This is a genomic window from Actinobaculum massiliense (assembly GCF_001457435.1).
In the GTDB taxonomy this organism is placed as follows: Bacteria; Actinomycetota; Actinomycetes; order Actinomycetales; family Actinomycetaceae; genus Actinobaculum; species Actinobaculum massiliense.
In genome coordinates, this window is record NZ_LN881717.1 from 1,606,906 (window position 1) to 1,619,143 (window position 12,238).

10 protein-coding genes are annotated in these 12,238 nt (G+C 62.0%); 5 read left to right on the top strand and 5 right to left on the bottom strand.

Features of this window, described 5'->3' with window-relative positions; genetic code table 11:
- Positions 1-132 precede the first annotated feature (132 nt).
- The 3 genes from BN2664_RS08850 to BN2664_RS09080 all read right to left on the bottom strand — a co-directional run bounded on the left by BN2664_RS08850 (position 133) and on the right by BN2664_RS09080 (position 2,130).
- Positions 133-1,362, bottom strand: coding sequence for a sensor histidine kinase (locus tag BN2664_RS08850; RefSeq protein WP_051014087.1), 1,230 nt, complete (start codon positions 1,360-1,362; stop codon positions 133-135).
- A gap of 148 nt (positions 1,363-1,510) precedes the next feature.
- The gene (locus BN2664_RS08855) at positions 1,511-1,807 is read right to left on the bottom strand and encodes an SOS response-associated peptidase family protein (RefSeq protein WP_051014086.1); all 297 of its coding nucleotides are present in this window, start codon (positions 1,805-1,807) and stop codon (positions 1,511-1,513) included.
- Positions 1,741-2,130, bottom strand: a complete 390-nt coding sequence (locus BN2664_RS09080; protein WP_007000546.1) for an SOS response-associated peptidase family protein — start codon at positions 2,128-2,130, stop codon at positions 1,741-1,743. Before BN2664_RS09080 ends, BN2664_RS08855 begins: the two co-directional genes overlap by 67 nt.
- Positions 2,131-2,188: 58 nt before the next feature.
- On the opposite strand from BN2664_RS09080, the gene BN2664_RS08860 reads away from it, so the two are divergent.
- Positions 2,189-4,723 (top strand): NAD-dependent DNA ligase LigA, encoded by a 2,535-nt coding sequence (locus BN2664_RS08860; protein ID WP_007000545.1) that lies wholly within the window; start codon positions 2,189-2,191, stop codon positions 4,721-4,723.
- 82 nt (positions 4,724-4,805) lie between these two features.
- Here BN2664_RS08860 and BN2664_RS08865 read toward each other — a convergent pair whose 3' ends face one another.
- On the bottom strand, positions 4,806-6,056 hold the full coding sequence (locus BN2664_RS08865) for a phospholipase D-like domain-containing protein (protein WP_007000544.1): 1,251 nt from the start codon (positions 6,054-6,056) through the stop codon (positions 4,806-4,808).
- Positions 6,057-6,850: 794 nt separating this feature from the next.
- Here BN2664_RS08865 and gatC point away from each other — a divergent pair.
- The 3 genes from gatC to gatB are packed head-to-tail and all read left to right on the top strand — an operon-like array spanning position 6,851 to position 10,184.
- Entirely contained in the window at positions 6,851-7,147 is a 297-nt protein-coding gene (gatC, locus tag BN2664_RS08870; RefSeq protein ID WP_007000543.1) for an Asp-tRNA(Asn)/Glu-tRNA(Gln) amidotransferase subunit GatC, read from the top strand.
- Positions 7,148-8,680 (top strand): Asp-tRNA(Asn)/Glu-tRNA(Gln) amidotransferase subunit GatA, encoded by a 1,533-nt coding sequence (gene gatA / locus BN2664_RS08875; protein ID WP_007000542.1) that lies wholly within the window; start codon positions 7,148-7,150, stop codon positions 8,678-8,680. It begins immediately after the preceding gene.
- A gap of 4 nt (positions 8,681-8,684) precedes the next feature.
- Positions 8,685-10,184: an Asp-tRNA(Asn)/Glu-tRNA(Gln) amidotransferase subunit GatB gene (gene gatB / locus BN2664_RS08880; protein WP_007000541.1), complete on the top strand. Its 1,500-nt coding sequence runs from the start codon at positions 8,685-8,687 to the stop codon at positions 10,182-10,184.
- Positions 10,185-10,306: 122 nt separating this feature from the next.
- On the opposite strand, the gene BN2664_RS09230 is transcribed toward gatB, so the two are convergent.
- The gene (locus BN2664_RS09230; RefSeq protein WP_155856438.1) at positions 10,307-10,477 is read right to left on the bottom strand and encodes a hypothetical protein; all 171 of its coding nucleotides are present in this window, start codon (positions 10,475-10,477) and stop codon (positions 10,307-10,309) included.
- A 35-nt stretch (positions 10,478-10,512) separates the two neighbouring features.
- On the opposite strand from BN2664_RS09230, the gene BN2664_RS08885 reads away from it, so the two are divergent.
- Positions 10,513-11,907 carry an NAD(P)-dependent malic enzyme gene (locus BN2664_RS08885; protein ID WP_007000540.1) on the top strand — a complete coding sequence of 465 codons (1,395 nt, stop codon included), beginning with the start codon at positions 10,513-10,515 and terminating at the stop codon, positions 11,905-11,907.
- Positions 11,908-12,238 lie beyond the last annotated feature (331 nt).

Below are 12,238 nucleotides of genomic sequence, written 5' to 3' on the forward strand. Positions count from 1 at the left end.
CCTTCAACCCTTTCGCTACGGGAATTCGTTTAGTGTATTGGTATCCAACCACTTTTCTGGCCGCCCCGGCGATGTCTGGCGACTGGCGTGTTCGAAATGTTAATGTGTTCCGGCCGTGGTGGAGAGCTTTCGTCATCTCTTCGGCACCGGGATCCGGGCGCATACCCTCCAGCCGTCGCCGTGCGGGCCAACGTCCACCTGGCCGCCGAATGCTTCGGCGCGCTCGCGCATCCCAATAATTCCGTGCCCACGGTCGATCGCATCGCGATGATCTCGCATGTCTTTGGGCCGCGCGTGGCCGTGGCCGGCGCTTCCGCCGTCGTTCTCCACAGTGAGGGCAATTTCGCCCGGCACGTATTTGAGGGCGATTGTGATTTTCGCATCCGGTGCCCCGTGCTTGAGGATATTAGTCACGGACTCTTGGCAAATTTTCACCAGAGCTCCGCTGGCACCCATGGGCAAAACCGGAGGTGCACCGTGCGTGGTGAAGACAACCTCGCGCCCGGATTCCTCAACGGATTTGACGATCTTTTCTATTTGCCCGTCCTCCAGGAGCGGGGTAAGAGGTGCGGTTTCTTCGCCGTCGCGCAAAATCCCAATGATCGCGCGGATATCGGCCAGCGCAGAACGGCTCATCTCCGAGATGGTGCGCAGGCTGTTTACCGCTGCCTGGGGGTCCTTCTTCGCCGCGTAACGTCCGCCGTCGGCTTGCGCGATCACAATGGAAAGCGTGTGGGCCACGACGTCGTGCATCTCCCGGGCGATACGTTGGCGTTCGGCCAGCGTGGCAATTTGTTCGCGCTGCTCTGCCTGGGCCAGCGCGGCTTCCGCTTCGGCGTCGAGCTGACGCAAACGCACAAAACCACGGGCACGTAAGGCTCCCAGGAAGTATGCGATAGCGCTCAGTACGCACACCAAAACCACATCGGCGAGGAATGGCGCAGGGTCACTTTGGATAAAACCGCGCCAATAAATCGCCAGGCTGGCAATAATGACCAGAAGCGCCACGCCCGCCTCGTATTGGGCACAGCGTTGCCCGTAGGCGCCCACCCCGTAAAAGACCAGGGCGGTTACTAAATGATCCAAATCGCTGGCCACCCCGTACGGCGCCAGGTGGTTGGCAATCAGGGCGGCGCAAATCAGGATGATGGCGAGTTCGGGGAACGTGCGCCGTAGCAGGAGCGCGCCGAACTGAAGCGTTAAGCTGAGGACGGCCACACCAATGGAGATTTCCGACAGGGGATACATCTGGATGAAAAGAGACCACGGCTGGATGGCGAGTTGCAAAAGCAATAGGGCCAATGCCAGCGCCAGATCGAGCGGGTTCAACCCGGCTACTCGGAAAATTCGATCGCGTTCCACCCGTCTTATATTATCCGTGCCCGAATTGCGGCGCGTTTTAGCGTCGCGGTGGGGCCGGGGCGGGCGGGTTGCCCGCGGAGGCGGGACGGGCTGATTGGCCTCGGGGCGGGGCCATCGGCTGGCACCCTCAATGGGCGCTTTCGGTCGGCTATTGATCCATCTGGAGCGGTCGCACGTTCGCGGGCGAATTATTCGCAACATTGCCTACCCGGGTGGTGACCGAAACCGCCTCGAGGCGGGGTGCCGGGCGCGAAATCAGCGCTAGTGCCCGCTGGGCATCTTGTTGGGATGGATCGAGCCAGGCGCCGTACTCCTCCGGATCGAGCACCACCGGCTCGCGGTGGTGAATTGCCCGCATGGCGCCCTCCGCCGCGCGGGTCATGATGGTGGCAGAAAGAAGCCATTGGCCCGCGGGATCTTTCCACCAGGCGTAGAGCCCGGCCATCCCCAGCGGGCTAGAAGCAATTCGCGAATCACCGCAGGCCGATCCGCCGCGCCTGCCGCGCTCCGTTCAGCGCTGCTCGCGGCTCCGCTACTACCCGCTACTCCGCTCCTACCGGTAGCACTCGTGGCGCTACCCGGCTCTACGCCCTTAGCCCCGCCGTCGTCCGCTCGGCGCGGGCCATGCTCAATAATGACCGGCACGCTGGTGGTGGGGGCAACGTTGTAGTTCGGCGCGTAGTTTCGGGCCCGCTCGGAAACTTCGTTCAGATCAAACCGCAGCTGGAGCTCCGGCGTCGGCAAGAAATTCGCGTATCGTCCGCACATACCCCTACGCTAACCCGAAGGATTTTTGCGTGTCGGAAAAATAGGGGAGAATAGGCGGGTGACGGAAAACGGTTTGCCAGACGAACATCAAGCCGCCCAGCGGCTCGCGGAAATTACCCCGATTATTGAGCGAGCTCAGCGCGCCTACTACTCGGGCGCGAACGAGGGCGGGATCACCGATGCGCATTACGATGCGCTCATTCACGAGATGCGCGAGCTGGAGGAAGCTTATCCGCAACTGGCCGCGGCCGATTCGCCCGCCCAGCGCGTGGGAGCGGTGGCAGAAGGGCCCTTCAGCTCCTCGCGTCACCTGGAGCGCCTGTACTCCCTGGAAGACGTTTTTTCCCTCGATGAACTGCGGGAATGGTATACCTCGCGAGCGGCGGAGATTCCCGGCTCCACTCCCCAGGCCCCCGCGCTGGAAGTGACGACCGAGGCGAAAATCGACGGCCTGGCCGTCAATTTGCGCTACGAAAACGGTGCGCTCACCGTGGCCGCCACCCGCGGGGACGGGGTGACGGGCGAAAACGTCACCGCCAACGCGGCAACTATCAAAGCGATTCCGCAGCGCTTGCGCGGCTCCGGCTTCCCGGAGGTACTCGAGGTGCGCGGGGAAATCTTCTTCCCGCTCAAGGAGTTCGCGAATTTCAATGAAACGCAGCGTCAAAACCGGGAGGAGGCGCAGGCCGAGCTCGAGGAGGGTGGGATTTCGCGCGAGCGCGAGCGCGAACTGCGCGTGATTATTCGCAATTCGCGCGAATTTGCCAATCCGCGTAATGCCGCGGCCGGCTCGCTACGCCAGAAGGATCCGAAAATTACCGCTGCCCGGCCGCTCTCATTTATCGCCCACGGGGTGGGTGCTCTGCGCGGGGTGCCCGACGCCACCGCGGAAAAACTCGCCACCCAGGAGGGGCTCTACCAGCTGTTCGAGGGGTGGGGAATCCCGGTTTCTCCGTACACTAAGCACGCCAGCTCGTGGCGGGAAATCGAGGATTTCGTTGAAGACCTCGCCGGCCATCGGCACGATCTTTTGCACGGAATTGACGGCGCGGTACTGAAGGTGAACTTGCGCGGGGTGCAGGAAAACCTCGGCTACACCTCGCGCGTGCCGCGCTGGGCGGTGGCCTACAAGTATCCGCCCGAGGAGGTAGAGACCCGGCTTCTCGATATTCGCGTGCATGTTGGCCGCACCGGGCGTGTTACCCCGTTCGCGGTAATGGAGCCCGTGGTGGTGGACGGCTCCACAGTTTCGCAGGCCACTTTGCATAACCGCGAAGAGGTGGCGCGCAAAGGTGTGCGCATTGGCGACGTGGTGATTTTGCGCAAAGCCGGAGATGTGATCCCCGAAATTGTTGGCCCGGTTCAAGCTCTGCGCGAGGGCGATGAGCGCGAGTGGACGATGCCCGAAACCTGCCCGGCGTGCGGGGCTCGCCTTGCCGCCGCCAAGGAGGGCGACGTGGACCTGCGTTGCCCCAACGCCCGTTCGTGCCCGGCCCAACTGGTGGAGCGAGTGACGCATATCGGCTCGCGCGGGGCGCTGGACGTGGACCGCCTCGGCGAGGAAACGGCGCTGTGGCTCACCAATCCGGAGGCCCGCCGCGAAGAAGCCCTCACCGCCTTCGTGCGCGGAAAGGCACTGTGGTTCGAGGGCGAGGGCGGCACCGAGCGGCGGGTGTTCCTAGGCGCGCGCGGTTCGCGTGAGTTGGGACTTATCGACGACGACGGCGCACTTTTGGACTCGCAGGAAGTTGTGCCACCGGCGGTGCAGTCCGAGCTGGGGATTCCGGCTCCGCAAGCGCCGGTGTTGGAAAACGAAGCTGGCATTTTTGATCTCAGCGCTGAGTCTGTGCGCGAGACGTTTATTTGGCGTGAGCTCACCCGAGATATTAACGCCAAAGGTGCGGGAAATGGGGGAGTGGTCAAGCGCGCCGGAGACTGGCAGTACGAGCGGGCGGCCTGGCTCGCTCCCGTCTGGACCAATCGCAAATCGGCTCCCAATGAAATCACCAAGCCCGCCCGGCCCGGCAAGATTATCGAGCAGATCGTTGCCGAACTGGAAAAGGCGAAAACCAAGGAATTGTGGCGCAAACTCGTGGCGCTCTCCATTCGCCACGTGGGCCCCACCGCGGCTCGGGCGCTGGCTGAACACTACGGGTCTTTGCGGGCTTTGCGCGCGGCTTCGGTCGAGGAGCTGGCTCAGGTGGAAGGGGTGGGCGAAATCATCGCCGCTTCATTCCAGCGCTGGTTCGAGGTTGATTGGCACCAGGAAATTGTTGAGCGCTGGGCGCGCGCGGGCCTCACCTGGGAAGATGAAGACTTCGGTACCGCGGCTGGCCCGGAACTTGCCCAAACCCTAGCGGGCATGACGATTGTCGCCACCGGATCGCTGGAAGGCTACACTCGCGATTCGGTGAAAGAAGCCATTACCGCCCGCGGCGGAAAGGCCGCTGGATCGGTCTCCAAGAAAACCACCGCCGTGGTGGTGGGCGAAAATGCCGGATCCAAAGCGGCCAAAGCTGAGGCACTCGGGGTTCCTATGCTCAGCGAAGCGGAATTCAATCGCCTGCTGGAAACCGGGGAACTACCCGCCTAGTTCGCGCGGGCAGCTATCATCGGGCCCACCTAAAGACGCGCTGACTTCAGTGCGCTATCCGGCTAAAGCATGCGCTCTCCGGCTAAAGCAAAGGAGCGAGAGGGCGAAGCGCGATTTCCGTCAGGCGCGCCAGCGTGGAGCGCTCGTTCCACTGCTCGAGGGTGAGCTCAAAGGCATTCGTGAGGTCCACCGCGAAGATCTTCTCCATGACCGCCGCGAAATCCGCGCTGTAAATCGACATATTGACCTCGAAGTTCCCGCGAAGGGAAAGCCGATCGATATTGGCCGTTCCCACCGTGGACCAACTTCCGTCCACGGTCATCGTTTTAGCGTGGATCATGGCCTCGCGGTAAAGGAACATCCGCACCCCGGAGCGAAGCAGGCGCTCGTAATGCGGGCGCCCTACCCAGTCGGTGTAAATATGGTTCGAGTACTGCGGAATCAAAATCCGCACATCCACCCCGCGCGCGGCCGCGCCGGTCAATGCATCGAGCATAGGATCGTCTGGGATGAAGTACCCCATCGTCATCCACGCCCGCTCGGTGGCTCTGCCCAGGGCATCGATATAAAGCGCGGCAATGGGATAAATGTTTTGTGCCGGCGAGTTAAGCACGGCGCGCAACTCCGGATTCCATGGGAAGGTGGCGCTGGGGGAGAGCTGGGGATGTTTACGCTGCCGGTAGGCATTCCACATTTCCACGAAGGCGGCTTCCAGATCCCAGACTCCCGGGCCCTCGATGCGCATGTGAGTATCACGCCAGTGATCACCGTACAGGTAGCCGATATTGTAGCCACCCACGTATCCGATGCGGCCATCTACCACCAGGATTTTGCGGTGGTCGCGGCCTTTATCGCGCTCGCGGCCGGTGAGGATCCCGGTGCGAACTAGCGGGAAATTCATCCAGTGCAGATTCGGCATTTGCGGGGGATGGCGGAAACGCGGATCTTGGTTGAGGTTCCCCCAGGTGTCGAGGAGCACGTGGACCTGCACTCCACGGTGCGCCGCGGCGAATAGTGCCTCGCGCATCCGGTAGCCCCAGGAATCCGCCTTCATAATGAACATTTCGAAGTAAATATGGTCGCGAGCCGCTTCAATATCGCGCAGCATCGTGTTATATAGGTCACGTCCGAAGGTAAAGACCACGGTTTCGTTTTCTCCCACCTTGGCCCGTTGCGGGGGCAGATGCGGAAATTCTCCCGTGGGGGGAGTGCGGCGTTTACGCGCTTCATCGACAGCCACCAAGGCCGCCGCCGCGGTGAGCGGAGTGGCAATGGCGGCGCCGGTACCCCATTTGAGGGCTTTGCTAAGACGCGGACGGGAGAATTGAGCCATGTGACCACTTTAGACGTACCGGGCCGGTGCCCGGCGCCCCATCGCCGAGTTTTCCTTGGAGCGTCCTTGGTGTGTTGTCGAGGGCATTTGTTTGGACGGAGACTTTTGGCACCTAAATCGGCTTTCGACTCAGTTTTCAACTCGGGTTTTAGCTCGGCTTTTGAGCCGCCCTCTATTTCGGTTTTTAGCCGGCCTCTAACTCGGTTTTTAATTCGGCTTTCTACTTGGCTTTCAGTTCGGGTTTTAGCGCGGCTTCCTGCCTGATCTCCGATTCGGTTTTAACTTGGTTTTCTACCTGGCCTCGAGTCCGATTTTTAGCTCGTCTACAGCAGCCGAGATTCTTTTTCGTTTCTCGGACGCGGTGTAGGCATCGGGCGGGCGAGGATTGGCAGGCTTTGCCGGGAGGCTTCCGGGGTGACTTTATTCTCGTGTGGTGATACGTGCAGGTTCCCCCAGGGATGTGCACGTATTACCACTCTAAAGTGAAATGGGTGAGCGGTAAGCGTGGTTTGCGGCGAATCATGCTCGGCAAAAGGCCAGTTCAGAGCGCTGTCTATTCCGTATGCGGGTTGACCTCATGCTCCCTCGTGGTGTCCGGTCCGTGGGAAAGGGTGACCCCGAAGGGCAAAAATTCGGCTTTACCTGCGCATTTAATTTCAGGATGGGTGTGCCCAAGTTTGTGTGCGAGCGGTTGTTGGGCCGTGCACCGTGAGGGCGGGCGTGAAGGGCGGCGCTCGGGCGAAAAAGGGCTGTGCGAGTCCGCGCCTGGGCGGCCAGTAATCTAGACTTAGGCCATGTCGTCATTTTCCAAAGATCAGGTCGCGCACATTGCCGACCTTGCACGAATTAGCTTGACGGAAGACGAAGCCCGGCAAATGTCCTCGGAACTGGAGGCCATTGAGGCGTGGGTGGAAAAGGTTTCCGAGGTGGCAACCCCGGATATTCCCGGTACCGTCAATCCTCTTCCTGTTGAGGACGTCACTCGCCCCGATACGCCGGGCGAAACGCTGGATCGCGAGGAACTTTTGGCCGCCGCGCCGGCAGCCGAAGAAGGGAAGTTCCTGGTGCCGCAGATTCTGGGAGGAGAGTAAATGAATAGCTTGCTCACAAAGTCCGCGGCTGAACTTGCCGCCATGCTCCACGCGGGAGAGATCACCTCCGTTGAGATTACCCAGGCGGTGCTTGACCGCATTGCCGCGGTAGACGAAAAGGTTCACGCCTTCCTCTATGTTGACGCGGAAGGCGCGCTGGAAACCGCGCGGGCGGTGGACGCAGCGCGCGAGGCGGGCGAGGACCTTCACCCGCTGGCCGGCGTGCCGATTGCGATTAAGGACAATATCGTCACCCGCGGTAAGCCCACCACGGCCGCCTCAAAGATTCTCGAGGGCTGGAAGCCGCCGTATGACGCCACGGTGATCAAAAAGATTAAGGCCGCGGGCCTGCCGATTGTTGGCAAGACCAACCTCGACGAATTCGCCATGGGTTCCTCGACGGAAAACTCGGCCTTCGGCCCTTCCCGCAATCCGTGGGATTTGGATCGCATTCCGGGTGGCTCGGGTGGCGGTAGCGCCGCCGCGGTAGCTGCTTTTGAGGTGCCGCTTGCGCTCGGATCCGATACCGGCGGCTCGATTCGCCAGCCCGGCGCGGTCACCGGAACGGTAGGCGCCAAGCCGACGTATGGAAGCGTTTCGCGCTTTGGACTGATTGCCATGGCGTCTTCCCTGGATCAGATTGGCCCGGTGGCGCGCACGGTGGAAGACGCCGCGCTCTTGCAGGAGCTTATTTCCGGCCACGATCCGCACGATTCGACCTCACTGGCCGATCCGGTTGCTGACCTTTCCGGTGCGGTAGCCGAGGGTGCTGGCGAGCCCGGCGCGGAAGGCGCCACGAACGACAAGCCGCTTTCGGGCCTGACCATTGGTCTCGTCAAGGAACTTGAGGGCGAGGGCTACCAGGAAGGCGTTTTGGCCTCCTTCCACGAAACGGTCGAAAAGCTCAAGGAGCTCGGCGCGGCAACCGTGGATGTTTCCTGCCCGTCATTCGAGTACGCGCTCCCGGCCTATTACCTGATTCAGCCGGCCGAGGTTTCCTCGAACCTCGCGCGTTTTGATGGCATGCGTTACGGCCTGCGGGTGGAGCCGGAAGAAGGGCCCGTCACCGCCGAGACGGTGATGCGTGCAACCCGCGCCGCCGGGCTGGGGCACGAGGTCAAGCGCAGGATCATCCTCGGCACGCACGTGCTTTCGGCGGGAGCCTTCGACGCTTTCTACGGCGCCTCCCTGAAGGTCCGCACCCTCGTGCAGCGCGACCTGGAGAAGGCTTTCGCGCAGGCAGATGTGATCGTTTCCCCGACGGCGCCCGAAGTTGCCTTCAAGTTCGGGGCGAAGTCCGACGACGCCGATCCGCTGGCCATGTACCTCAACGACGCTTCCACAATTCCCGCCAATTTGGCCGGAATCCCCGCCATTTCAGTGCCCAGCGGGCTTTCTGACGGGTTGCCGGTGGGCTTCCAAATTATGGCTCCTGCACGCCAGGATGCGCTGATGTACAAGGTAGCGGCCGCCGCCGAGCGGGCCGCGGGCAAGCTCGCGGAAGAATCGCCCGCCAAGGACTGGGAGGAATAAAGAGATGGATGAACTGATGAATTACGAGGAGGCCGTCTCCCGCTTCGACCCGGTGATTGGCCTCGAGGTACACGTGGAACTGTCCACTCAAACCAAGATTTTCGATGCCGCTCCGGTAGTTTTTGGCGATGAGCCGAACACGGATATCCAGCCGGTTTCGGTTGGTCTTCCCGGCTCGCTCCCGGTGCTCAATCAAGCCGTGGTGGAATACGCCATCAAGCTGGGTTTGGCGCTGAATTCGAAGATCAACCCGCGTTCGCGTTTCGAGCGCAAGAACTACTTCTACCCGGATCTGCCCAAGGCCTACCAGATCACCCAGAATGCCAATCCGATTATTTTGGGTGGCTACCTGGACGTCGAGCTGGAGGATGGCACGCCCTATCGTTTCCCGATTGAGCACGCTCATATGGAAGAGGATGCGGGTAAGAACACCCACGTGGGTGCTGCGGATGGGCGCCTGGCCGGGGCGAAGTACTCGCTGGTTGATTACAACCGCGCGGGTGTGCCGCTGATCGAGATCGTGTCTGATCCGGCCACCGGAGTGGGTGCGAACGCGCCGGAGATCGCCGGTGCTTACGTGCGCGGAATCCGCGATATTGTGCGAGCACTAGGAATCTCCGAGGGCCGGATGGAGCGCGGCAATATTCGCGCAGACGTCAATGTTTCTCTGCGCGAATCGCCGGATGCTCCGCTGGGAACCCGCACTGAGACGAAGAACGTGAACTCCTTCCGCGGCATCGAAAATACGATCCGCTATGAGATCCAGCGCCAGGCCGCAATTTTGGCTGTCGGGGGCGAGGTGCAGCAGGAGACCCGCAACTATTCGGAGGCGATTAGCGGAACCTTGCCGGGCCGCGTGAAGTCCGATGCGGATGATTACCGCTACTTCCCGGATCCGGATCTGGTGCCGGTGATCTGCCCGCCCGAGATGGTCGAGGAAATTCGCGCCGCCATGCCCGAGCTTCCGGCCGCTCGCCGGGCGCGGGTACAAAAGGAATGGGAGCTTTCCGACGAAGAGTTGCGCGATGTGGTCAACGCTGGTGCGCTCGATCCAATCGAGGACTCCATTAAAGCCGGCGCAACCCCGGCCGGTGCGCGCAAGTGGTGGATGGGCCAGATCGCGGTCTACGCCAAGGACAACGGCATCGAGCTGGAAGAAGCCCCGGTGACCCCCGAGAACGTGGCGGAGCTCGATGGGCTGGTTGCCAGCGGCAAGCTCACCGACAAACTGGCTCGCCAGGCGCTGGATGGTGTACTGGCCGGCGAGGGAACTCCGAGTGAGGTCGTCAAGGCCCGCGGCCTGGAGGTTGTCTCCGATACCGGCGAGATCGAGAAGATCGTCGATGAGGCGTTGGCCGCTCAGCCCGAGGTCTTGGAAAAGATCAAGGCCGGCAAGGTAAAGGCCGCCGGCGCAATCGTGGGCGCGGTCATGAAGGCGACCCGCGGAAAGGCGGATGCCGCCCAGGTCAACAAGATCATCCTGGAGCGCGCAGGCGTGGCTTAGCCCGGCGCGGCCCGGCATAGCCAGCCGCAACCGCCGGCCTAGCCCGGCACACACCTAACCGACCCGGTTATTCGGGGGTCCTAGCCCCGCAATAGCCGGGTCGGTTTTTTCCGCGTTACCAATCAGTGCCACCAATCCGCGCCACCTAGCCCCGCATTGCCACCATTCCCCGCATCGCCACCTAGCCCCGCGCGCGGATTATTCTGGATGGTACGAACCATGCTGATCTGTTCAAGCGGATCGGCCCAGTAAATCGGATCAGCCCCGTAAGCCGTACATACCCGTTCGGTCAACGCAGATTGGTGGGGCCGAGCAAAAAGGAGCGCCTATGATTTCGCCCAGTTACTCCCTTCGCGTGCGGATACAGCTTCCCGGAGGCGGTGCACTGACCGCCATCGAGAACGCGGTTGCGGGGCAGGGCGCGAAAATTTCCGCCCTCGTTTTCGAGGATCTCGATGCGGGGCGGGACGGCGACCTTCGCCAGGTCGCCGTATGCGCGGACTGTGCTTCGGAGGGCAACCAAGCCGAAGTTATCGAAGCACTCAAAGCCATCGCTGGCGCGCGGATCGAGGAGGCGTTCGACGTCGTCTTTGGGCTCCACGAGGGCGGAAAACTCAGCGCTAGCCCGCGCTATCCGCTAGAGGGTATGCGCACCCTGGCGCAGGTTTACTCGCCGGGGGTGGCGCGGGTATGCGCGGCGATTGCCGAAGACCCTGGCCTCGCCGGCCGCTACACGATAGCCAAGAACACGGTGGCTGTGGTGTCAGACGGCACCGCGGTGCTCGGCTTGGGAAATATCGGAGCCCGCGCCGCCATGCCGGTCATGGAGGGCAAAGCCGTTCTCTTCAAGCGTTTTGCCGGCGTTGATGCCTGGCCGGTGGTGCTCGATACCACCGACGTCGAAGAGATCATCCGCATCGTCAAGGCCATTGCCCCGGCCTACGGCGGAATCAACCTCGAGGACATCTCCGCCCCGCGTTGCTTTGAAATTGAGCGGCGTTTGCGCGCCGAACTCGACATCCCCGTTTTCCACGACGATCAGCACGGCACCGCGGTGGTCGTAATCGCGGCGCTTATGAGCGCGCTGCGCGTTGTCGGCAAGGAAATTGGCGCGGTGCGCGTCGTCGTGAACGGCATCGGCGCGGCGGGAAGCGCGATTATTCGCCTTCTGCGCGTGGCCGGCGCCGCGGATATTATCGCCGTCGATCGGGAAGGAATTCTCACCGAAGAAACCGTCGCCAGCGCCTCGCCGTCGAACTACGTGTGGCGCGGTATCGCCGCGACCACCAACCCGCGCGGCATCACCGGCGACCTGCGAAGCGCGCTCGCCGGCGCCGATGTGTTCATTGGTGTTTCCGCGGGTGGGATCCTTTCCGGTGCCGATATCGCCACCATGAACGACGACGCCGTTGTCTTCGCGCTGGCAAATCCGGTGCCCGAAGTGGATCCGATCGAGGCGGGCAGGTATGCGGCGGTCGTCGCTACCGGGCGATCGGATCGGCCCAATCAGATCAATAATGTTCTCGTCTTCCCCGGTCTTTTCCGCGGGCTATTGGACGGCGGGGCGAAGGAAATTACCGACGAGATGCTGCTTGCCGCGGCGCGGGGAGTGGCGGCGGTGGTTGGCGATGAAGCTCGGCGCGACTACGTTATTCCGCAGGCTTTTGATCCGCGTGTGGCGCAGGCGGTGGCCGAGGCGGTGCGCGCAAGCGTGGAGCGTTAGGTACGGGCGGCTGGGGACGGGGGAAACGCCCTGGCGGAGCCAGAAAATACGTGACCGCGATTACGTGACGAGAGACACCGAAAAATGATTTGCGCGACCGCCAAGATCTGAGTAGGCTCTTTACCTGTCGCCGAGAGCGAGGCGCGAAACTCCTAGGAGTTTCCCAGGGCTTGAAAAAGAGCCCAGCGCACTTAGCAAGGTGATAAGCCTCTTGATTGTTGTGGTTCACATTTTCTGGGTTTGTCTGGTTGTGTGGGTTGTGGTAGTTTGGTGAGGTTGCCTCTCTTGTGGCTGGCTGGTTTTTCTGGTTGGTTGTGGGGTGTGGGTGTGG